This window comes from Sphingobacterium alimentarium (assembly GCF_004342685.1).
GTDB classification, from domain to species: Bacteria; Bacteroidota; Bacteroidia; order Sphingobacteriales; family Sphingobacteriaceae; genus Sphingobacterium; species Sphingobacterium alimentarium.
On sequence record NZ_SMBZ01000028.1, the window covers coordinates 1 to 20,561 of the forward strand.

The following is a 20,561-nucleotide window of genomic DNA, read 5'->3' on the forward strand; positions in this document are numbered from 1 at the left end:
GTATTCATTCTTACCGAATACTCTGCAGTAATTCTTGCCAAAAACTCTGCAGTACTAATTGCCAAAAACTCTGCATTATTATTTACCGTTCACAACTAAGTCTTATCTTTGGCTCAATCTATCTATTTTACCTATGAAGCTCCACATCAAAACTTTATTGGGCGTATTGGCTTTTTTATTTTTTCATCCGTTTAGCATAAATGCACAGGATTTGGATTCGGATCAGCTTTTTGCATTAGCACGTAAAACTGCATTTGATCAAAAAGATTATCCTAAGGCCATTCAGCTTTCCAAACAAGCCTTAGCACGTAGTCCAGAGTATACGGATATTCAAGTATTCTTAGGTCGATTGTATACATGGATGGATGCGGTAGATTCTGCCCGAATGGTTTTTCAAAAATTGGAACTTAGACAGGTTCAAGATGCAGACTTTCACCTAGCCTATGCTGGATATTTCGGATCGATTTGTGCCAGTCATTTAAGTCTGTTAGGGCCAGTTATTACGGTTCAAAATGTGCCATATGACCAGTAATGATTTAGTATATTACGGATCGATTTGTGCCAAGATTAGTTTTTAAGAAAATTTTGGTTTCATATTCTCTCCTTAATTTGTTATTACGGTTCGATTTGTGCCACCGTCCGTCAATCATCATCTATGTCACTACTCTCTAAACAACAGAGGTTTACGTTTTGATTTGTGCCACTTTCTGAGATCAATAAATTACCTTGTCGCCAAAAAAAATCAGCGACATGGCCAATATACTTGATCCAATGGACTTAAAACAGATCCTTACATTACATATTGATGGTTTGAGCAATCGTAGAATAGCCGTCATTTTGGGTATTTCACGCAATACCGTAAATACCTATATCAAACTGTTCTCTGCCAGTGATTACCCTTTCACGTCTCTTCTGGAGTTGGACAATGCCGCTTTAGCTGAATTATTTTCTTCCTATACTACGATCGATACCGACCGTCACAATGAACTGATGCTGTTTTTCGAGGGTGTAAACAGGGCGCGTAACCATCCCGGCTTTACCTTTCTGTACCACTATCAGCAATATGTCGAACAGAGCAAAGATCCATATAGCTATACCCAGTTTCTGGAGCATTACCGCCGTAAATATCCTATAGAAAAAGGCTCCATGAAGCTCGACCATGTTGCCGGGCAGGAAATGTTCATAGACTTTGCTGGAAAGAAGCTCCAGATCGTCGACCGTGATACCGGCGAAGTAACGAACGTTGAAGTATTTGTCGCTATTCTTCCCTAACTGGCATTTTTTTATATTAAAAAGGAATTAACTAATTTGTTTAGACTGGGCACCTTCAGAAATTTTAGTCATCAATCACCTAATAAATTAATTAGAGGATAATATGATAATACGAATTACCCTTTTGAAGCAATTATTCTTCTGTACAATGATTTTTAAATAAAGATAATAGGCAATCCACCAGTCAAATGAATTTTGCCGATAAAATAATTTATTTTAATCAAAACCTCAAGTTTACTGGTAAATTGCCAGTGGGGTATTTTGTGATGAATCCTTTTTTGGATAATCCCGAGACCATAGAGGTTATGAAGCGATTCTATCAAAAATTCTATGCGGATCAGTATGAACGTCGGTTTCTCATCGGCATTAATCCAAGCAGACACGGTGCTGGGGTGACGGGTGTTCCTTTTACTGATACCAAAAGATTGGCATCTGCCTGTGGGGTTCAGATGCTTTCTGCCAGAACGCATGAGATATCATCTGTCTATATGTATGATATGATTGCTGCTTATGGAGGTGCGTCGGCATTCTATAGGAACTTTTACATTAACTCTCCTTTTCCTTTAGCCATCATAAAAGAAGTGACACCCGGACAATTTATAAATGCAAATTACTACGATAAACCTGAGTTATATATGGCCGTTAAGGACTTTATGATTGAGTCCTTGAAAAAACATATTGCAATGGGTTTAAACCAGGAAGAGGTCTTTATATTAGGAAAGAAGAACGCGAAATTTATTGATAAGTTAAATCGAGAAGGAAAGTTTTTCAAGAAACTAACGGTGCTGGAGCATCCTAGATTTATCCAACAATATAAATCCAAAGAAAGGCAATTGTATATCGATAAGTACTTATTGTCTTTTCATCCATCTGATGAAAGTTAAGAAAACCATATACACTATCGGGCACTCTATCCGTCCTATCCAAGAGTTTTTAGATATATTGAAGTCTTTTGAAATCGACTTACTTGTTGATATCTGCAGGTATCCGGGTTCTCGGAAGTATCCCCACTTCAATCAGGAGGCCTTGAAAACAAGTTTAACAGCTGGGGGAATACATTATCAACATTTGATTTCTTTAGGAGGCCGCAGGACAGCTAAAAAAAACAGTTCAAATCAAGCTTGGAAAAACCTTTCTTTCCGGGGTTTTGCGGATTATATGGAAACAGAGGAATTTCGTATAGGAATTCATGAACTTGAGGAATGGGCTAGAAAGCAAAAGACGGTTATCATGTGTTCGGAGGCCGTATGGTAGAGTTGCCACCGACCTATGGTTTCGGATTATCTCAAAGTTCATGGCTGGTATGTATGGCATATTTCTTCAATTGGAAAAGCGAAGGAACACCCTTATACTGCGGTCGCCAAGGTTCATTTGGATAAATTATCGTATTCTGTAAATACATTAATTTAAACTCCATGGAAAGTGAAATTAAAGATGTCAGTTAATGAATCTTATAGCTGAGCGTGTATCGTGCCTTATCAAAGCTCATACACGAATTCGACTATTGGTTTTATACGAATCCTGCAACGGAAGGATTAAAGTAAAATGAGGATAATTCTCATTTTCAATCTTTAAAAGCGGAAATCGCTGTCGATATTCTCCTCTATGGGCTGGCCATCCATGATTAGGGTTACCCTGCACTTGATGTCGGGGTTGCCGATGCTGTGTACGGGAAAGCGCATCTGTGGACAGAGACTTTTCTTTATCCAATAATGGCGATTGGAACCAGCTCAATAAGGAAGTTAAGATTACCCGCACTTCCCAAAATTTTATGCAGGAAGGTATTTTTGTTCCTATGCTGTTACAAAAAGAATTCGAGCGTCTCAAGCGTATACTTGATCATCTCACAGTGCAGCACGCTGTTTTCTTACGAGATCTCTTTCATTCTCCCTGGAATAGAGAGTGCGACGAATTCGAGGTCTATTTACAACAATTTAAGGATATAGCTTTACTCCTTAACATTGGCAATCACGATATTTTTCACGAAGCTCTATTACATCAGCTTCACGTTATGTGGAAGATTACTTCCGGATTGAGCATCACTTTATTCTATCGCACGAACCCTTGACCGAAATTCCTATAGAGGCATTGAGTACCGAAATGCTATCTACATCTGGGTATACAGATACAGGGTCAAGGGAGACAGTAATTCGTTTGCACTGTTTCGCTCTGCAGGATAATGTATTTATACTTCCCGCATTTGATTGTTGGATGGGGCAATATAATAAAAGATACCGCTTAAAGTCGATTATTTGCGGTTGTTAGCAATGGGGTTATAGAGATCTTTTGAACTTTTATTAATGGTACGTGTTCATTCAACAAAAAGATTGATATGGCGCATTTTGAAGTAAAAAGAAAAAAGCCTTCGTCTTTGTGGATATGTTTATTGCTAATACTGGTCCTGCTGGTTTTATTAATTATTTGAAAAAGGGGAGATGATCTATATCCGTCTACGGATAAATTTTCTATTGAAACCAGTGCTAAACTAGTCTCTGATCGAACGGAAGCTATAGCGATTATTGAAACACGATGGGACAGAAAAGACTTTAATGCTAGGGAGATTAATGCACCTGAGATTACAAATACCGATATATCCATCAATGAAAAATATTTGTCTATTCGATATGAGAACTCGAACCACTCGCTAACAACAGGACAGACGAAGGAAAACAACAAAATCCGATTGCACAGATTGTGGTATTTCAGGGCGCACACAGATATAATAAGAAGATAATGGACGCAGGTGTGGAGCACCTTCTAATTGGCAGGAGCAGAAAAATATACAGGGATATATTTTTAGAACGCGCCCTCAAACCAGATCCACAAAGTAATGTAGACATCTTAAACCGGTTAGCCATATTGGCTCATAAGACAGGCCCTAAGACACACATCATACATCCTGGAGAATTCCTACTGACAGAATGAGCCGCTAGAATAGCCCGCTACTAATACTTGATCATAGCTATTCTTACACTCATATAGGTCAACGACCTATTACCGTACCTTTTTTGCAAAAAAAAGAACTATAATTATTTCCAATCGATTACCGGTTCGTATTGAAAAACGTGTCGATGAATTACACTTTATTTCGAGTGAAGGTGGCTTAGCTACGAGCTTAGGATCTTACTACAAGACCAGTAGTAATGTATGGGTGGGCTGGCCGGGCTACATCCCCGAAGATGAAAACGAAGAACAATTGATTCGCATGGAGCTTGCCAAAATGAATCTTATTCCCGTATTTCTTACTGCGGAAGATCTCGAAGGATACTACGAGGGCTTTTCCAATAAGGTACTATGGCCTATATGTCACTACCGATTATCCTATGCCGTTTTTGAGAAATCTTATTGGTTAGCGTATCAGAAAGTAAATCAGTACTTTTGTAATATCGTATTAAAGCAAAATATTACTTCCAAGGACGAATTGAGGGTCCATGATTATCAGCTCATGCTCTTGCCTCAGTTACTCCGGCAGCAACGTAGTGATTTGACGATAGGTTATTTCCAGCACATCCCCTTTCCGACAGATGAAATATTTCGTTGTATCCCGTGGCGCAATGAACTTTTAAAAGGTCTGTTAAGTGCAGATTTAATAGCCTTCCATACGTATCATAATGCCCCGAACTTTCTCAACTCCTGCTTGAATATCTTAGGTCTTTCGCCCAAAAATAATAGTGTTCGCTGTCGCGATCGCTGTGTCCACGTTGAAGTGTTTCCGATGGGTATAGATTTCGATAAATTTAAAGCATTGTCCTGCTCCGAGGTTGTTCTGGCCAAAGCAGAGGTGCTTAAAGACCAATACCAAAAGCGTAAATTAATATTATCGATCGACCGTTTGGATTCCAGCAAAGGTATTTTAGAGCGCTTATCTGCCTACGAAAGTCTGCTACAGCAATACCCCGAGCTGCGCAATAAGGTCGTCTTATATATGCTCGTCGTTCCTTCCCGGGACACTGTAACACAGTATAAACTCCTTCGGGGCGAGATAGACCGCATGGTCGGGCATATTAACGCGGTGTATGGTTCGGACGACTGGACGCCTATTACTTATTTCTACAATTCATTACCTGTCGAAGATCTCTCGGCACTCTATATAGCGGCAGACATCTGCTTGGTGACCTCTCTTCGAGACGGCATGAATCTCGTGTGTAAAGAATACATTGCCAGCAAAGCACAGGATTACAACGGTGTACTTATTTTAAGTGAATTTGCGGGTGCCGCCAAACAACTGTCCGAGACGATACAGATCAACCCCAATGCCATAGAGGACATTATGCAAGCGATGCACTTTGCTATTTACATGCCCAAGTTGGAGCGGCAGCAACGTATGCGAAGCAATGTATCTATGGTCAAAAAATTCAACATTTCGCATTGGGCAAAATTGTTTTTCGCAAGATTGCACGAAGTGAAAAGAGAACAAGAAGCATCCGCTAGCCGCAAGATGCAGGGTGCTACACTCCAGAGGTTGATCGATAAGTTTCAACAAGCCTAAAGGCGTCTATTTTTTCTGGACTATGATGGTACGCTAGTCGGATTTAAGAAGGATGCCAGTGCTACTAAGCCCACCATGCAGGTGCTGGAGTTGCTATCAAGCCTTCAGAGCGAGGATGCCCTTCAGATCACCATAATTAGCGGTCGTCCGCATACCGATATCAAGAGATGGTTTGGAAATACCAATTACTACCTGATCGCTGAGCACGGTGCTTGGAGCAATGTTCCGGATGGTCTGTGGCGGGACAAACCCAGTATGCCTACCACCTGGAAGACTCCGGTAAGACGTATCATGGCCAAATTTACCGACCGGACTCCGGGCTCTATTATCGAAGAAAAAAACTACTCTTTGGCATGGCATTACCGTAAGGTACACGCCGGATAAGGTATTATTCGTGTCCAGGAACTTGCAGATGCGCTCCGACACCTTCTACCGCAATATGACCTGCAACTGCTTGTGGGAGAGAAGGTAATTGAAGTCAAAATAAATAGTTTGCACAAAGGAAAATCCGCTTTAGAAGTAGTAGCTCATTACAGGCCCGATTTCATCTTTGCTATTGGCGACGATTCTACCGACGAGGATATGTTTTACGAACTGCCCGATTCGGCAGTGACCGTCAAAGTAGGTAATAAACAGACCTTAGCGCGTTACTACGTTGAAAACCAGGAGGAAGCGATCAAGCTATTGCAGCAGTTGACGCCATAGCCGACAGAAGTATTAAATAACCCATAAATGATAAAAATGAGAAGACAAAAACATATTTTTAATAGTGGAATAATTGGAAACTGTGCCTATATCGCCCATGTGGGTAATGACAGCAATATCAATTTGCTTTGCTGGCCTTCATTCGAAGACTCCTTTGTGTTCGGTACGCTGCTGGACGAACATCAGGGAGGGCGATTTAGCATCACACCACCCAGCGGCATTATACATTCCAGTCAATATTATGTAGAAAACACCAATATACTCTGTTCCACTATCGAGAGCGCCGAGGGAAGTTATCGGATTACCGACTATGCACCACGTTTTGAACAGTACGAACCTTATTACAAACCACTCATTCTGATCCGCAAGATAGAGCTTATCTCTGGGCATCCCAAGGTACGTGTAGAATGCGATCCCAAATATCACTTCGGAAAATCCTCATTTCAAAAAAACAGAGGTAGCAATCACATCCAGTTTGAATGGGGCGATGTCAAGATGCGTCTGGTTACAAATATGCCAACCAGCCATTCTTCGACGATTGGGCCTATTTGATCAACAAACCGGTATATCTTATCCTCACGTTTGGCAATCCGTTTGAAGCACCTATAGAACGGACGGCCGAAGAGTTTTTGGACCGTACACGTCAGTAATGGCACCGCTGGGTAAAGAATGCATCCATTCCGTCCTTTTATCAAAAGGAAGGGTTACGATCGGCTCTGGCTTTAAAGCTACATCAGTATGAAGACACCGGAGATATCATTGCAGCCAGTACCACCAGCCTTCCCGAACATCCCGGTACAGGGCGCAAATGGGACTACCGCTTCTGCTGGGTGCGCGACAGTTATTACGTGATGACCGCATTAAGTCATATCGGTCATTTCGAAGAAATGGAAAAATATGCTTCTTACATTGCCAATATCACCCAGTAGGATGCAGGACGATTGCAACCCTTTACGGCATCCTGGGGCAATCCAACTTAGAAGAAAAACGCTGGACTTTCTTAAGGGGTATATGGGCAATAAACCGATCCGTATCGGCAATCAGGCCTCCGAACATATACAGAACGATGTATATGGACAGGCTATGATCGACTTACTTCCACTTTTTACCGATTACCGTTTTCGCCATCAAAACAAGGGCTTAGCGTCTCAGTGGACGCGCTTCGTCCTCCAGAAAATGGAACTTACCATCGATGAAAAGGATGCCGGCATCTGGGAGTTCCGCAACATGGAAAAAAGGCATTGCTATTCCAATCTATTTCAATGGGCCGGTGCTACGACGGCGTTAAAAATAGCCCGCCAGTACAGCCTCGAAGAAATATCTATTCAAGCCAATAGTAAACGTGAACGTGCCATCGAGCATATAGAGAGCTGCTACGATGATCAACGGAAGGCATACACCAATGCACAGGATAACACCGATCTGGATGCCTTTACCTTACAATTGATCATGATGGGATACTTAAACCCTAACTCGACCAAAGCGAAAGACCACCTGGTCCAACTGGAAAAAGTATTGAAGGGAGAACATGATCTATTTTACCGCTACCTGCATAAGGACGATTTTGGTCGCCCCAAATCTACTTTTTTGGTATGTTCCTTTTGGTATGTATAGGCATTGGCTTGTGTAGGTCGACTGGAGGAAGCTCAAGACGTCTTTAAGCAGCTCCTCTCCTTCGGCAATCACCTCATGTTGTTCAGCGAAGATGTGGACAATGAGGATGGAAGCCAGTGGGGAAATTTCCCACAGGCTTATAGTCATGTGGGGCTTGTCAATGCGGCCTACCGCATCGCTATCAAATTAGATAATCCGACATTCTTTGACAGCCTATACGAATAATACGGTTTGTACGGATCAACTGGGGTAAATACCTGTTGCAAACAGGCTCAGTAGGTTATTTTTAAGATTTAAACTTGTACCTATTATTCGGATTCCGTAGCTTTAAGCTATATGGCAATTGCAGCAAAAAAGTATGGCATACAAGTGAGTGATTCGGTGAGTCGGCGAAAGTAATGTTTGTAAAACATTGATAATTAGTTCATTGCTTTAAGGGTGGTATTCCCCTACGGGCTACCGAGAGGCTCCAAAGAAAGCCAAGAAGATTCAAAAACCGTCTTTAAATACATTTAAAGGCGGTTTTTCGTTTCATAGGGTTCGCCGAAATTCACCGGAATTCGACAAAAAGAACCCCCAAAAGGAAAGACCCATCGGCGGACTGAAAAGGCTTGAATCGGCCGAGGCGAAAGCCATAGTTGAAAAGCTTGCCACCGTAAGGGCTACGGTTGAAAGCGAGTACCGAAACCACGTGAACAAATTCCAAAGCTATCCCGATAAGGCCATCTTCAAGAAACAGGTAATAGGGCTACTTGCAGGGGCAACCACGGTAAAGGCATCCGACCCCAGCCAATTGCTGATTTCCTTTTTTGACCGACAGGTAAAACTTAGCCGTGAGGGCAAGCGAACCGTGATGAAAGGCAAACGTGCAGGAATGCGTTACAGGGAGAACACCATCCGCTCCTACGAGGGTAGCCGAACGCTATTGCAGGAGTACGTGGAGCATAGGAAGCTGAAAAGGCTGAACTTCGATAACGTGACAATGGATTTCTACCATGACCTGCGGGATTATATGTTCACAGACCGTATTTTTTCGCTCAACTACTTTGGTAAGGTCATCAAGCACATCAAACTTTTTATGGGTGAAGCTAAGGAACTCGGTTGGCATGCCAACGAAATATATAAATCAAAGGCGTTCATCAAGGTGGAAGAGGAAACCGATGCGGTATATAACGATATAGAACAGTTAGAGGCAATACATTCCGTTGACCTAACAGGCCATCCAGGTCTGAAGAACGCGCGTGACCTATATCTGCTCGGCGCATGGAGCGGACTCCGCTTTCAGGACTATTCGGTATTAGCGGATAAAGCACGGGTTCACGGTGACTTTATCCATATTGAAACAGAAAAACAGGGGTTTTCGTTGCAATTCCTATATTGCCGGTCACCCGTGAAATCTTGGAAAACTACCGTGGGGAAGATGGAACCTACCTTTATCCAAAGCCGATAAGCAACCAAAAGCTGAACGATTACATCAAGATTATCGGGAAGATGGCCGGACTTACCCAGCGGAATCCATAAAGTGTTTGTGGATAATTGGCTTCATAAAAATAGTAATATAAAGTATTCACTTGAAGAAATTTGGAGAATAAGGGAGCAATGTATTCAAGATTTGTCAGAATAGGTCGAATAACTCCGATATATACAATAAAGAATTTAAGAATGAAAATCAAAAACTTGACTTTACGAACCAACAAACTTCAAGAGGTAAAGGATTTTTATTACAAAACTTTAGGTTTGGAAATCAATAATGAAACACAAGATACCTTTAGCGTAAAAATTGGTTGGTCAATATTGAAGTTTAAACAATCCACCGAGCCTTTTCTGTATCATTATTGCTTTTTAATCCCATCAAATACGTTGAAAGAGGATTTAAAGTGGATGGAAGAACGGGTTGAGGTTATTAAGTTAGAGGGCGGAGAAAAAGCGGTTGACTTCGAAGATTGGAATGCCGTCTCTTTCTATTTTTATGATGGAGGTGGGAACATTTCAGAATTTATTATCCATCATGATTTAAAGAATGATATAGATAAACAATTCGATATTTCTGATGTGTTGGGTATAAGTGAAATGGGTATTGGAACTGATGACATTAAAAAAGTAAATTTACTTTTAGAAGAAAAATGCCAAACAACGTTATGGAAAGGAAACTTAACGAGATTTGGTGCGAACGGTTCACCCGAGGGGAAATTTGTGATGGCTAATTATAATGAAAAAGAGACTTGGTTTCAGACACAGATGAAAATAAAACCTGTTCCTTTTGAAGTAGATATTGAGAATAATGGTAAATTACATCGATTAGAATATACAGGTCGAGAGTTAAGAAAAAGACAAAATGGATTGTACTAAATTCTCTCCCCTCCGCACATTTGTGGCCTGCGAAACCCCACCGCTCTTACCCTACACCGTTCTCGCTTTGGGCATTTACGGTAAAAAGCTATTCAGCCATATTGGGCTTTCTTCTTTCTTTCGCCAGCCAATAGCGAACAATCTTATTTTTTAGTAACTTTGGGTAGTATCATTAAAATTTGCGGATATGGAAATCACAATAAAGATAGATAAGCGAAGCAAGCAGGCTAAAGTATTCTATGAATACCTTAAAACACTTCCTTTTGTAGAGCTTGAAGAACCTCGTTATAATAAAGATACTGAAAAGGCGATAAAGGAGGCGAAGTCGGGCAAGGCGACCAAAACCACCCTTGAAGATTTTAGAAAAGAACTTTATTCGTAATGTATCAGCTTGAACAGACAGGAAAGTTTAAAAAAGATATTAAACTCGCAAAAAAGCGAGGTTTGGATATGCGACTACTCGATGAAGTCGTGACCCAATTGGTTGAAAAAGGCTCGCTCCCGCCAAAGAACAAACCGCACAAGTTGACGGGTAATTATAAAGGCTTTTGGGAGTGCCATATCCTACCCGATTGGCTGTTAATTTGGGAACAGGGATACGAATTTTTCTTACGTTCATCCTTAAATTGTACTGCTATTACCAATAGTTCTGACATCGTATTTACCAGTTACACAAGCTCAATAGCTATCGTAACTTCTTCTTTGAAGATGGGTAAATCTTCTTTTGTAACCAAGTTTATTTCCATGAAGATTAGTATTAAACTAGATGCTACATTGCATCAGTTAAACTAATCTAGACTAGAATGTTATAATACTTTTATTCTTGACCTTAAGTGGCATAAGTTGGCTCTAGAAGGTGAATACCCCCATTATAGTATACTTAAAAGTATACTAAATATCAATCTAAACTAACAGCAAAATAGATAAGATATATTCAAAGGATACCAGAATCTCCATTTGGACAAGTTAGACCAAAAAAAGTAGGGCTCTGCCCAACTTCCGCTTGCTCAGAAAAAGAAAAGGGAAACTACGGTGTGGTTACCAGCAATATTCCATTTGGTGATACTAAGGTATTTGACCTTTCCTATTCTAGGAGAATAGATTCTGCAAGAGAGCAAGCTATCCTCAGGGTTCACAACTATTTTTTTTAAAGGGAACGGACATGCTCCGTGAAGGCGGTGCTCTAGCTTTCATAACTTTTCAGGGTGTCACTCAAATGCCTCCATTTAGGATGAGTTTTACAGAATTGTAAAATTTCCGAGAGTTTTGAATTATTTTTGCTTAAAAAACACGGTTTAATATAATTACCACATCACAATACAATAAAATAAACACATCTTGTTTTAATAAAAATAGCACCGCAGTGTTTAATAAATTTATAAGGACATGGCAACACCACGTGAAAGATTTCTAGAGGCCCTAAAATTCTTGCAAGAGCTACAGGAAAAGAGAATTGTAGGCGTTCATACAGATCATATGCCGAACAGGAAATACCGTGAGATACTTTCCAAGAATGGTTTTATACGAGAGGTAGTTAAGGGATGGTATATCATCACGAGTCCAGAGGAAAAGGATGGTGAGACAACAGCCTGGTATAGCTCCTATTGGGATTTTGTTGCTATATTTCTGGAAAGAAAGTATGGTGATAATTGGTGCCTGTCTGCCGATCAGTCATTATTGCTACACGCGGCCAATCAATCGGTACCACAGCAATTGCTTGTTCGTTCACCACAAGGAAACAACAATCCTACGCCATTGCCACATAATACCTCTTTGTTCAATATCCGTGGAGAACTGCCATCTGCAGATCAGCTTATCGTAACCCCAAACGGTATCCGGATGTACAATCTACAATCAGCATTAATATACAGTTCTGCCAGCACCTATACCCGTAATGCTATTGATGCACGAACAGTATTGTCAATGATACGCGATGCTTCGGAGCTTTTACCAGTACTTCTAGAGAACGGACATACTACTTTAGCCGGACGCCTTGCTGGCGCTTTCCGTAATATTGACAGGAACAAGATAGCCAATCAAATTATAGACACTTTTAAACAGGCAGACTATGATATCCGTGAAGAAGACCCTTTTGAAAGAAAACTGGACCTAAAGTTGTCCACGCGTGAACGTTCACCCTACGCTAACCGTATACGCCTGATGTGAACACTAATGCGTGAGGTTGTGATCAAAAACTTTCCTGCTGCACCTGGTATTCCAGCCAATCATGATTTATATGTTAAAAATATTGACGATGTATATGTGACAGATGCTTACCACTCACTATCCATTGAGCGTTACCGAGTAACGCCCGAGCTTATTGCCAAGGTAAGTTCAGGCGAATGGAATGCCAAGGAAAATGAGGAAGACCGTAAGCAACGTGATGCGATGGCTGCCAGAGGCTATTATCAAGCTTTCCTGTCTGTAAAAGAAAGTATAAGAGCTGTTTTACAAGGAAAAAGTGCCGGTATACAAGCAGATATGGATCATTCAAAATGGTATAGAGAGCTGTTTGACCCAAGTGTAACTGCTGGAATACTGAAAGCATCAGATCTTGCCGGTTATCGTAATCATCAGGTATATATAGGTAATTCAAAGCATGTTCCACTTAGCGTAGACGCTATGAGAGATGCTATACCTATATTGTTTGAAATGCTCGAAGAAGAACCAGAAGGTTCTGTTAGGGCTGTTTTAGGACATTTTATATTTGTATTCATTCACCCTTACATGGACGGTAACGGACGGATAGGAAGGTTCTTAATGAATGCCATGTTGGCTTCTGGAGGCTATCCATGGACAGTGATACCCGTGGAAAGAAGAGATGAATTTATGCAAGCGCTTGAAAAAGCAAGCGTAGATCAGGATATTGCTCCTTTTGCTGCTTTTGTTGGTTATCTGGTTAATGAGGGAATGAAAGGAAAAGCTGTAGCTGTATTACCGGCATAACCTTTAATCCATAGAAGTTAAATAATCATGTTGAAAGCAAAAAGGATTGGCAGTATTGTCAATCCTTTTTGCTTTCTAACTCTGTACCAAATGCTGTAAATCCATTAGTTTCCTGCAAGATTGACTGATAAAAAAATTGCCTAGCGTGATCTATATCCCTTTCCTCCCGTTCCCCCCACTCGTCAATCCCATATTAGGTTAATTCTGCGACTATCTAAACCATTTATTTACGTTCTATTTTAGTTCAGCGCGCAATTTGGCTTGGATATCCTCAGCGTGTTTGACCAGCTCTTGTCCAGATAGGCAATTTGGCTCTGAATCGATTCCTTCTCGAAATCCGCATTAAATTCCCTCCCCAATTGTAAATCCTCGGGGTCAAAATTGTAATCTTTATTTCCGAGCAAAGTTTGAATGACTCTAATATCCAGGTCCGGGCCAAACACTTATGCGATATTCAAAATAGCTTTGGATTCTCCAGACCCAGCTTCTTCCGCCGCCTTGGTTAGGATATATTTCAGACAAACTCTTGCTGCTTTGTCGATATCGTCTGCTGCGGTAAGCCAATCGTTATCATCCTCTGTTTTAATTTGTTCCATGGTTGCCGGATTAGCATGCCTTTCCTGAACAGTGTCCGAAACAGCTTTATAAAGCTCATCTTCTGTTGTAAAGATGTTTTCTATTGCCGATGATGCTTTAGCTTTTTGAAGTGCAATCGTATTGACCAATATATACGGATTAGGCAGACGTTGAACATTATTATTTACGCCCGCTAATGCTTTGGCAGCGGTAACCAATTTTTTTAAAATATCAATGCCCTCACTAATGGCCACCGGAGGCATTAGCGGAAGATCATTAAAAGGTTTTGTTCTATCGTACGGCATATCTGTTCAATTATCGTCTAATATTGGACATATACACAAGGAAAGAAAATGGACATATTTAGCATACATGTTCATTTTATCAAAAAAAATGAACATGTACTGATTAAAAGTCCACTATTCAGTAAAACTGATAATTCAAGGTTCTAATAGTAATTTACCGTACTTAACCGCTCCAAGTCCTCAAAAATATGTTTCGACATTTGTTCGGTTGGAGCTACAAAAAAACGACTTCAAATGGAAGGGCACTGAAAAAGGCCTCTATTTAGTAAACTGCAATAAAAGGAGTAGAAAACAAAAGGTTTCTGCTCCTTTTTCGTATCTTAAAGTCGTCTATAACGGATACCAAGATGCTCTCTACTCAACAAAAAATACAGTTCAGATCCTATTCAGGATTGTACGATATCATTGTTCCTAAAGATAATCTACTTCGAAAAATCAACGATCTTATCGATTTCAGTTTTATCTACGAGGAGCTGTTAGCTAAATATTGCCATACGAATGGTCGTACAGCAGAGAGTCCAATTAAGATGTTCAAGTACCTTGTTTTAAAAACTATATAAACCGTTTGGGATGTAGATGTTGTCGAGCTAGGTATGATATGTCCTTTAAATACTTTCTTGAAATAGCTCCAGAAGAGGATGTAATCAATTCAAGTTCGCTTACTAAATTCCGCAAACTACGATTGAAAGATATGGATCTATCGAATCTGTTGATTAATAAAACCGTATCGATTGCTCTTGAAAAAGATATTATTAAATCCAAATCTATCATCGTAGAGGCGACCCATACCCATTCCAGATCGAACCCATATACAGCATTAGAAGTACTCAAGGAACGCTCCAAGTTATTAAGGAAGGTGATTTATCAGATCAATGAGGAATAAGGAGAATCTGCCCAAAAAATGAAAGAATCCAATAAGTTGAGACTTTTTCAGTGCCCCCAAATGGAGTCACTTTTTTATTCTAACACTTCTTTTAAAAACATTAAGAGGTGATTCCAAGCACGCTTAGCCATGACGGGATTATAATCTCCCGAAGCAGGATTTGTAAAAGTGTGTCCACTATTCGCATAAGTTATAATCTGGTAATCCGCTTTGCCTTCCTTTAATTCCTTTTCAAGGTTATCATAGTCAGCCTTGCTTACCGATTTGTCCTCTGCAGGATGCTGCACCAATACTTTAGTCTCTATCGGTCCATTAGGCCTGTCGGCCGCCTTGGCCAGCCCTCCATGAATGCTTACCGCTCCTACGACCTTCATATTGGCTCTAGCAACCTCTAAAGCACCCGTGCCGCCAAAACAATAACCAATTACAGCGATTTTATTGGCATTCGCCCCTTGGCGAATGAACTCATCCAGAGCCAGCTGTATACGATGCTGATATGCTTTGAAATCGGACTTATACTGACCCGCCAGTTTGCCCGCAGTTGCATTGTCCTGTGGAATGTTTCCTTCGCCGTATATGTCCGCTATGAATACCTTATAGCCCTGCTTATTCAATGCCACCGCAGCATCTTTAGCTTCTTGGTCTATGCCCTTCCAAGCAGGGAGGATTAGCACGCCAGGCGCTTCTGCCGAGGAAGAAGATAATAAAGCAAGTCCTTTAAGCTTTTGTGAATTATCTTGATAGAGAACTTCTTTATATGTTTGGCTATATCCGTAGGTTAAATTCATGACGATGAATAATATTGTAAATAGATTTTTCATAATTATCTAGATTAGTATGATCTAATTTACAACATATAATACAGAAAATTTGTTCTTAAAATTGAAAATCAATGTTATTCAGTCTTTTTAGAGAAGTTAAACACAGCTTTCAGAATAGCCATTCTTCCACGTAACTCATAATTATTCTGGGACTGCATATTCGCATTGATGTTATACGTTTCAAAATTTTTAATATTTCCAATATTAGTTATGTTCAGCTCAAAATCAGTCTTCCATTTTTTATACGTATAGCGCATAAATGTATCGAGGAATAGATAATTAATATCCTTCAAATTTTGCTGCTGGCTAAACAAATGACGACCACTTACACGCATATGAAAACCTTTAAACAGTGTAATCGGAAAGCCCAAATTCTGCGTAATATTAAAGGTATTTCGATCGAGTCCGTGATTTGCTTTTAATTGTTTAGTCGTTGTCCAACCTAAATTCCCGAAGTAAGATAAATTCAGTTTTTTCCATACCTTGGCCTCGATTCTCGGACTTATAGTATATGTCGTATTTAGAAAAGGCAGCAATTCATCATTGAAAATCTGATTGTAATCTGTCCAGGCGATAGATGAACCAATCTTAATCGTGGTTGCCCAATTGAATAGGTATTTATCAAAACCGACATTCACGCCATAATTCTTCACTTCATTTTCCTGCTGAACCAAAATAACTTGAGAATTATCTTCTTCAATCCTATTTGAAATCATAGTAGTTGCTTGGGAAATAGTGTAGGTTAATCCTACATTATAAAAAAGAAGCTTTACGGTCCTACCCGTCTTATAATTCAACCCAAAATTATTTGAGATAGATTCATTTATACCCGCCGTATTATTAGAAATCATACGGTAATTGCGTACAATCAGACCGCGATACACATCTTCAATATTGCCGAACGTATTGCTCCTTTGATAATTGAAAGACAATTCATTTTCGGGATCTAAATTATATTTGCTTGAAAAGCTGGGGCTAAACATAACTTTATCCAAATTCTCACTTAGTTGAAAAAGAGGATCTTTATAGGAGGTATTTTGTAAAGCCAAAGGCAAAATCAGCTGTGAAGAAAAACGACGGTATCTATAATCATAGGACGCCTGAATCCCTATAGAAGATCGTAACCACAGCATATCGTTCTGGGTATCCTTAGCATCTAGCTGTATCGGTGATCCCCCATCCAAGATTGCAATATCCGATTGTAAGTTTTGCTTGTCTGCTATAAAATTCACACTATAATACTGCCCAATTTTACCCTTTGGCAATCTATAGCCCAAACTAAGGTTTGTCAGCCATGAAGGAACCTCAACATTTTGAATGGTTCGGTCGTAAGGCTCAGCTTCCTTTAATAAAACATTAAATACTCCCGGAATAACTTCTAACGTTTGTGGTTTAGACCCATAATTTAAGTACCAACCGAATTGTATTATATTCCCATTATTCAATGCGGGTACATAATCTACTTTATTTTTGAACCCCTTAATCAAGTGATTGCGCGATAAATCAAATATTGAGGTATTAGATGTTACCGTCGCTAATGAATTTTCATCTTCATATTCCCAAGCAAACTCATTGTTGAAATAGAATCTTTCAATGTTCTTTGCTAACGCAAAATTGAATGAGCCTAACCATTCCCTCGTTTTGGCGTATTGACTTTCATCAAAACTTATATTTCCATTTTCAGTCAAATAAGTGGTTCTCCCTGCAAAATTTTTGGTGCTACGTTCGTATACACCTTGGATATTAGAGGTAAGCTGCCAATCCTTTTTCAACTTATACATGTTATTGGCATTCACCCCAACCGAATTATTCATGAAATAATGTGCTTTTGCTAAAGGAGGATTCCCAACGGTTCCTAGAGTTAATAGATTATTAATCTGCGTTCGGCCTAATCGAGCTAATATTGAGGAAGAATTAAAACCAACTAAATCCCCTTGCAATTCATTTCCAATATTATTTCCTTGCAATACATTTAACCCTTTGTATCTTTTGTTGAATAAAACCGTATTTGATTCCAAATCATATTGTTTGGGAAGACCCGCTCCAAGTTTAGCTTGTCCAGAAACAGAAATTTTTGCTTCATCCTTGATTACAAGATTTATTGCCACCTCTTCGGTATACCGCTTGTTTTTGAGCACTTTCATATGCTCATGATTATTGAGCACCTGCACATCCTGTACCAGTTTGTGCGCTATAGTTTTAGTACCAATGCTATATTTGTCCTTCAGCAAATCATCACCATCTAGATAAAAATTAGAAACCGATTTGCCTTGGTATTTTATCTGTCCCGATTCCGAAACCTCAATACCCGGCATCCGCTTTAACACATCACCTATCGAACGGTCCTCATCTTGAGCAAAAGAAGAAACATTGTATGAAAGTGTATCGCCTTGTTGTCGTACATGAGGTCTACTCTTTATTTCGACATCTTCGAGCAAAATGGTGTTTTCTTCCAGTTCAATTGTCTGTACCGCCCCTATTCCCACACCATCAATTCTCTTTTTCTTATAACCCAAATGATTGACTTCAATATAAGCACCTGTTATATCTTTTGAGGTCCGTAGACTAAAGCTGCCGTCTTTATCTGAAGATTTAAAAGCAATGATCTTATTTTCATTGTTTTTTAGAAGTACCGTAATGGCCTGAAGTCCTTTCTTGGTTTTAGCATCAATAACTTTACCCGAAATTTCTGTTCCTTGTCCAAAAGCATTTGTAAAGAATAGAAAACTACAAAACAGAACTAAGATGTATTGACGCATACAGATTAAGGAATAAGTTCAATTGGATTATTTGTCACCCTAGACGGTTTATACCCTTCATCATTCTTTATATTCACAGATTTAATTTTAGAAGCATCTAATTGTGGTGCTGGCGCTCTATCAACAGACCCTGAATTTCTACCTACAACCGTAACAGTAGCCGTTGAGCCTCCTGAATTGCCCGAAGACACGACTCTGCCACTTCCTCCACTTTGTGCCGACATAAATGCAGATGGATTTTCTTTAAATGCCTTATCAAGCTTATTTACTTCTTCTTGAGTAACCTTCGTCGCATTCATGGGAATATCTATACGAACTGTAGAGTTTCCTTCCGTTTTTTCGAAGCCTGCATACTCAAAAATGACTTCATTCTTTGTGTCAGCTGCGGCTAAAATCAAGCCGGGTAAACCTTGTAATTTCCAAGGACCGAAAGGCATGGGAATTTCTGTAGTGAACCAAGCTTCATACACCCTTCCTTTAAAATTTGCAACAGCCTTTTGACATGTATATCCTCCGATTTCTTTAGTATCTTCTAAAATTTCCCAATCAAGTTCTGGCATTTCTTCATCAAGAAGATAATCTCTACCTGCAATCTTATAGATATGGTCAATTTTGTTTTTGTGAACATCTATTATGTACGAGGATTTGATTGCCGTCCCGCTACGGCTTATCACTAGGTTTCCATCGAATGATGCACTGGACATTTGTTGATTTATTGCTGCTTCCATCTTCTCTTGCGAGGCAGTCGTGTAGTAGCTACTATATTGTCCCAAAAGTGTCTTTACATCATCCTGCAGAAATTTATCTCGCTGCGTGGTGTCATTAATATGTTTGAACACATAATAAATCTTTGCAATCGGCACCTCCTGCGCATAGGAAATGAAACTCGTTAACGAAAAGATGATTAAAACAAAATGTCTCATAATGATTGGTTTTTACTATTTTATCGTAATACTACGAAAAAATAGTAATCAATGCAAATGTTTTTCTACTTCAATAATTCTAGGGGATTATTGGTAGTAAAGGAAGGCTTATAATTTTCATCGGTCTTGAAGTCGAAACTATGCTTCGAATAATCTATACCAAAAAAGTCGTTGGATAACGCCATTCTTCCTGAGTTTTGTAAAGATTGAAAGTATTTTCCCTGATTTTCTTTAAATGTTTGCTTTAATTTTTCTATTTCAAAAGGAGTTGACCGAATGACATAGTAAGGTAATTCTACTTTAATATTATCGTGAGACTTGTCGAAGCCGCCATATTCAAACCTTACCTCCCCCTTATCATCACGAGCCTCTAAAATAAGCCCTGGCAAACCATGTAACTTCCATGGTCCAAAAGCAAAAGGAAGTTCGGTCGTAAACCATGCTTCATACCCCCTCCCTTTGAAATTTGTAATCGCTTTCTGACAGGAATAACCTCCAATTTCCTTAGTATCATCTAGGATTTCCCAATCCTGCTCCTCCCAAGGTACAGAATAAGTAAAAGCATCAAACGAGGATGAAACAGCTTCTACTTTCTCCATCCGTTTAATATCCGATTTTAATAAATAGAATTCACCGATTGCTGTAGTGTTAAAATGTAGCGTCATATGTCCTTTAAAATCAGCAATAGCTTTCTGAGCAGCAATATCCTTTCTCATAATTTCAGGTGTATAAGACGTATAATAAGCGGATGTCTTTCCGAGGTAAGTCACCACATCATCACGTTGGGGTTGGTCTCGTTTTGTCGTATCGTTAATATGATAAAATTTATAATGTACTTCGGCTATCGCTTTTTCTTGTGCTGCACAATGATAAGACATAAAAAGAAGAAATAATAAGACTGATGCTCTGCTCATAATAA

At 39.6% G+C, this 20,561-nt stretch carries 21 protein-coding genes and 2 pseudogenes; 18 read left to right on the plus strand and 5 right to left on the minus strand.

The annotated features are described in order from the left end of the window. The first annotated feature begins 133 nt into the window (after positions 1-133). The 17 genes and pseudogenes from EDC17_RS10685 to EDC17_RS17270 all read left to right on the plus strand — a co-directional run bounded on the left by EDC17_RS10685 (position 134) and on the right by EDC17_RS17270 (position 13,375). Positions 134-532, plus strand: coding sequence for a tetratricopeptide repeat protein (locus EDC17_RS10685; RefSeq protein WP_132778072.1), 399 nt, complete (start codon positions 134-136; stop codon positions 530-532). Between the two features lie 218 nt (positions 533-750). Continuing rightward, positions 751-1,272, plus strand: a complete 522-nt coding sequence (locus EDC17_RS10690) for a sigma factor-like helix-turn-helix DNA-binding protein (RefSeq protein WP_243646121.1) — start codon at positions 751-753, stop codon at positions 1,270-1,272. A 188-nt stretch (positions 1,273-1,460) separates the two neighbouring features. Continuing rightward, entirely contained in the window at positions 1,461-2,156 is a 696-nt protein-coding gene (locus tag EDC17_RS10695) for an SMUG2 DNA glycosylase family protein (RefSeq protein ID WP_132778073.1), read from the plus strand. Beyond that, positions 2,146-2,526, plus strand: coding sequence for a DUF488 domain-containing protein (locus tag EDC17_RS10700; protein ID WP_207895744.1), 381 nt, complete (start codon positions 2,146-2,148; stop codon positions 2,524-2,526). Before EDC17_RS10695 ends, EDC17_RS10700 begins: the two co-directional genes overlap by 11 nt. Before the next feature lie 430 nt (positions 2,527-2,956). Further along, the gene (locus EDC17_RS10705) at positions 2,957-3,340 is read left to right on the plus strand and encodes a metallophosphoesterase family protein (protein ID WP_132778074.1); all 384 of its coding nucleotides are present in this window, start codon (positions 2,957-2,959) and stop codon (positions 3,338-3,340) included. Between the two features lie 963 nt (positions 3,341-4,303). After that, a complete protein-coding gene (locus EDC17_RS10710; RefSeq protein ID WP_262708188.1) occupies positions 4,304-5,761 on the plus strand; it encodes an alpha,alpha-trehalose-phosphate synthase (UDP-forming) in 1,458 nt (485 codons plus the stop codon). 12 nt (positions 5,762-5,773) lie between these two features. Further along, positions 5,774-6,466 (plus strand): annotated as a pseudogene (gene otsB / locus EDC17_RS17260) (trehalose-phosphatase); the annotation flags it as partial. A 36-nt stretch (positions 6,467-6,502) separates the two neighbouring features. Next, positions 6,503-7,018 (plus strand): trehalase-like domain-containing protein, encoded by a 516-nt coding sequence (locus EDC17_RS17490; protein WP_317126052.1) that lies wholly within the window; start codon positions 6,503-6,505, stop codon positions 7,016-7,018. A gap of 206 nt (positions 7,019-7,224) precedes the next feature. Then, complete coding sequence (locus tag EDC17_RS17495) at positions 7,225-7,395, plus strand: glycoside hydrolase family 15 protein (RefSeq protein ID WP_317126054.1); 171 nt, start codon at positions 7,225-7,227, stop codon at positions 7,393-7,395. Positions 7,396-7,477: 82 nt separating this feature from the next. Next, positions 7,478-8,080: a glycoside hydrolase family 15 protein gene (locus EDC17_RS17500; RefSeq protein WP_317126055.1), complete on the plus strand. Its 603-nt coding sequence runs from the start codon at positions 7,478-7,480 to the stop codon at positions 8,078-8,080. A 3-nt stretch (positions 8,081-8,083) separates the two neighbouring features. Then, on the plus strand, positions 8,084-8,305 hold the full coding sequence (locus tag EDC17_RS17505) for a glycoside hydrolase family 15 protein (RefSeq protein WP_317126053.1): 222 nt from the start codon (positions 8,084-8,086) through the stop codon (positions 8,303-8,305). A gap of 628 nt (positions 8,306-8,933) precedes the next feature. Then, on the plus strand, positions 8,934-9,530 hold the full coding sequence (locus tag EDC17_RS16870) for a phage integrase SAM-like domain-containing protein (RefSeq protein ID WP_165894404.1): 597 nt from the start codon (positions 8,934-8,936) through the stop codon (positions 9,528-9,530). Positions 9,531-9,742: 212 nt separating this feature from the next. Further along, a complete protein-coding gene (locus tag EDC17_RS10725; RefSeq protein WP_132778076.1) occupies positions 9,743-10,429 on the plus strand; it encodes a VOC family protein in 687 nt (228 codons plus the stop codon). Positions 10,430-10,616: 187 nt separating this feature from the next. Continuing rightward, positions 10,617-10,811: a hypothetical protein gene (locus EDC17_RS10730; RefSeq protein WP_028297204.1), complete on the plus strand. Its 195-nt coding sequence runs from the start codon at positions 10,617-10,619 to the stop codon at positions 10,809-10,811. Beyond that, on the plus strand, positions 10,811-11,221 hold the full coding sequence (locus EDC17_RS10735; protein WP_132778077.1) for a type II toxin-antitoxin system YafQ family toxin: 411 nt from the start codon (positions 10,811-10,813) through the stop codon (positions 11,219-11,221). The genes EDC17_RS10730 and EDC17_RS10735 overlap by 1 nt, the downstream gene beginning before the upstream one ends. A 594-nt stretch (positions 11,222-11,815) precedes the next feature. Beyond that, positions 11,816-12,595, plus strand: coding sequence for a hypothetical protein (locus EDC17_RS17265; protein WP_243646122.1), 780 nt, complete (start codon positions 11,816-11,818; stop codon positions 12,593-12,595). 6 nt (positions 12,596-12,601) lie between these two features. After that, positions 12,602-13,375 carry a Fic family protein gene (locus EDC17_RS17270; RefSeq protein WP_243646123.1) on the plus strand — a complete coding sequence of 258 codons (774 nt, stop codon included), beginning with the start codon at positions 12,602-12,604 and terminating at the stop codon, positions 13,373-13,375. A 443-nt stretch (positions 13,376-13,818) separates the two neighbouring features. Here EDC17_RS17270 and EDC17_RS10745 read toward each other — a convergent pair whose 3' ends face one another. Continuing rightward, positions 13,819-14,256, minus strand: coding sequence for a Fic/DOC family N-terminal domain-containing protein (locus tag EDC17_RS10745; RefSeq protein ID WP_132778078.1), 438 nt, complete (start codon positions 14,254-14,256; stop codon positions 13,819-13,821). Between the two features lie 347 nt (positions 14,257-14,603). On the opposite strand from EDC17_RS10745, the pseudogene EDC17_RS10750 reads away from it, so the two are divergent. Next, positions 14,604-15,133: pseudogene (locus EDC17_RS10750) on the plus strand (transposase); the annotation flags it as partial. An 80-nt stretch (positions 15,134-15,213) separates the two neighbouring features. On the opposite strand, the gene EDC17_RS10755 reads toward EDC17_RS10750, so the two are convergent. The 4 genes from EDC17_RS10755 to EDC17_RS10770 form a co-directional block, all read right to left on the minus strand. Beyond that, positions 15,214-15,960 carry a dienelactone hydrolase family protein gene (locus tag EDC17_RS10755; RefSeq protein ID WP_132778079.1) on the minus strand — a complete coding sequence of 249 codons (747 nt, stop codon included), beginning with the start codon at positions 15,958-15,960 and terminating at the stop codon, positions 15,214-15,216. Between the two features lie 74 nt (positions 15,961-16,034). Continuing rightward, complete coding sequence (locus EDC17_RS10760; RefSeq protein WP_132778080.1) at positions 16,035-18,719, minus strand: carboxypeptidase-like regulatory domain-containing protein; 2,685 nt, start codon at positions 18,717-18,719, stop codon at positions 16,035-16,037. A gap of 5 nt (positions 18,720-18,724) precedes the next feature. Beyond that, positions 18,725-19,642 carry a GLPGLI family protein gene (locus EDC17_RS10765; protein ID WP_132778081.1) on the minus strand — a complete coding sequence of 306 codons (918 nt, stop codon included), beginning with the start codon at positions 19,640-19,642 and terminating at the stop codon, positions 18,725-18,727. A 65-nt stretch (positions 19,643-19,707) separates the two neighbouring features. Beyond that, positions 19,708-20,556, minus strand: a complete 849-nt coding sequence (locus tag EDC17_RS10770; RefSeq protein ID WP_132778082.1) for a GLPGLI family protein — start codon at positions 20,554-20,556, stop codon at positions 19,708-19,710. Between the last annotated feature and the right edge of the window lie 5 nt (positions 20,557-20,561).

Bases quoted from the DNA above. Each gene is read 5' to 3' on its own strand.
- EDC17_RS10685 (WP_132778072.1), top strand. From the start codon at position 134: ATGAAGCTCCACATCAAAACTTTATTGGGCGTATTGGCTTTTTTATTT.
- EDC17_RS10690 (WP_243646121.1), top strand. From the start codon at position 751: ATGGCCAATATACTTGATCCAATGGACTTAAAACAGATCCTTACATTA.
- EDC17_RS10695 (WP_132778073.1), top strand. From the start codon at position 1,461: ATGAATTTTGCCGATAAAATAATTTATTTTAATCAAAACCTCAAGTTT.
- EDC17_RS10700 (WP_207895744.1), top strand. From the start codon at position 2,146: ATGAAAGTTAAGAAAACCATATACACTATCGGGCACTCTATCCGTCCT.
- EDC17_RS17490 (WP_317126052.1), top strand. From the start codon at position 6,503: ATGAGAAGACAAAAACATATTTTTAATAGTGGAATAATTGGAAACTGT.
- EDC17_RS17500 (WP_317126055.1), top strand. From the start codon at position 7,478: ATGGGCAATAAACCGATCCGTATCGGCAATCAGGCCTCCGAACATATA.
- EDC17_RS16870 (WP_165894404.1), top strand. From the start codon at position 8,934: ATGAAAGGCAAACGTGCAGGAATGCGTTACAGGGAGAACACCATCCGC.
- EDC17_RS10725 (WP_132778076.1), top strand. From the start codon at position 9,743: ATGAAAATCAAAAACTTGACTTTACGAACCAACAAACTTCAAGAGGTA.
- EDC17_RS10730 (WP_028297204.1), top strand. From the start codon at position 10,617: ATGGAAATCACAATAAAGATAGATAAGCGAAGCAAGCAGGCTAAAGTA.
- EDC17_RS10735 (WP_132778077.1), top strand. From the start codon at position 10,811: ATGTATCAGCTTGAACAGACAGGAAAGTTTAAAAAAGATATTAAACTC.
- EDC17_RS17265 (WP_243646122.1), top strand. From the start codon at position 11,816: ATGGCAACACCACGTGAAAGATTTCTAGAGGCCCTAAAATTCTTGCAA.
- EDC17_RS17270 (WP_243646123.1), top strand. From the start codon at position 12,602: ATGCGTGAGGTTGTGATCAAAAACTTTCCTGCTGCACCTGGTATTCCA.
- EDC17_RS10745 (WP_132778078.1), bottom strand. From the start codon at position 14,256: ATGCCGTACGATAGAACAAAACCTTTTAATGATCTTCCGCTAATGCCT.
- EDC17_RS10755 (WP_132778079.1), bottom strand. From the start codon at position 15,960: ATGAAAAATCTATTTACAATATTATTCATCGTCATGAATTTAACCTAC.
- EDC17_RS10760 (WP_132778080.1), bottom strand. From the start codon at position 18,719: ATGCGTCAATACATCTTAGTTCTGTTTTGTAGTTTTCTATTCTTTACA.
- EDC17_RS10765 (WP_132778081.1), bottom strand. From the start codon at position 19,642: ATGAGACATTTTGTTTTAATCATCTTTTCGTTAACGAGTTTCATTTCC.
- EDC17_RS10770 (WP_132778082.1), bottom strand. From the start codon at position 20,556: ATGAGCAGAGCATCAGTCTTATTATTTCTTCTTTTTATGTCTTATCAT.